Genomic DNA, 1,144 nt, shown 5'->3' with positions numbered 1-1,144 from the left:
GCGACATGACCGTCGATACCCGCGGTCACTGGCTGGCTAATCCCCGCAATACCAACCCAAAAGGCGGCCAGTTGTTGAGTGGCGGACACTTAACTTTGCGTACCGGCGACATCAATAACACCGGCGGCATGATAGCGGCGGACGGCAAAACCACCCTGACCAGCACTGCGCTCAATAATACGCAGGGACAGATAGCCGGCAATGGCGGACTGGGCATTCACAGCCGGCAACTGATAAACCGCGAGGGCAGCTTACAATCCGCAGACACCCTGACGCTGGAGACTGACGGGCAGTTACTGGATAACCAACAGGGGCGTATTCTCGGTGAGGGTAAAACCACCGTGACCAGCGGCACACTGGATAATCGTCAGGGCCACCTTCAGGGCGGACAGCTGGTTATCCAGACCGGACAGGCCGGGACTGACAATCAGAATGGCAAACTGTTGTCCGCGGGCCGGTTTACCCTGACGACCCACTGGCTCGACAATCGTCACGGTCAGGTGCAGGCGGTGGACGATACCACGCTGAACGCGCAGGAAAAAACCGACAACACCGGCGGCCTGATGCGGGGCGGCTCACAACTCACCCTGAACACGACTCAGCTGATTAACCGTGAGACAACGCAGCCGGATAACGGCGTGGAGGCGCAACATCTGACGATAAACGCCCGGCAGGTGGACAATACCGGGGGCGCTTTACGGGCCGCTAACCATCTGCAGGCTCAGGTGAGTCACACGCTGAATAATGCTCAGGGGTTAATCTCCGCGGGCAAACAGCTTACCGTAGACGACAGGAGCGGGCACACCTCGCTGGTGATTGACAACCGGCAAGGCACCCTGATTGCCGGGGAACAGGCCACGATTAACGCCCACGCCTTAAGTGGGGACGGCCAGCTGTTATCGCAGGGCGATATGGCGGTCACCTTAACCAAGGATTTTCACCACACCGGGCACACTGCGGCCAATGGCACGCTGACGCTGGAGACCGCGGGCAATCTCACCAATGACCGGGCCATCGTCGCCGGGCAAACCGTGCAGCTGACCGCCAAAAACCTTACCAATACTCAGACCGCGGAAATCAGCGCCGGGAAAACGCAGGTTAATGTTCACGACACCCTGAATAATACGGGACTGATAGACGGCGG

The 1,144-nt window shown here is 59.1% G+C and carries 1 pseudogene; it reads left to right on the top strand.

From position 1 onward, the window contains the following. A pseudogene (locus AM629_RS21165) lies at positions 1-1,144 on the top strand (hemagglutinin repeat-containing protein); the annotation flags it as partial.

The organism is Photorhabdus heterorhabditis, assembly GCF_001280945.1.
GTDB lineage: Bacteria > Pseudomonadota > Gammaproteobacteria > Enterobacterales > Enterobacteriaceae > Photorhabdus > Photorhabdus heterorhabditis.
Note: the sequence above shows the minus strand (reverse complement) of the source record. Positions and strands in the feature narration are given on the sequence as shown.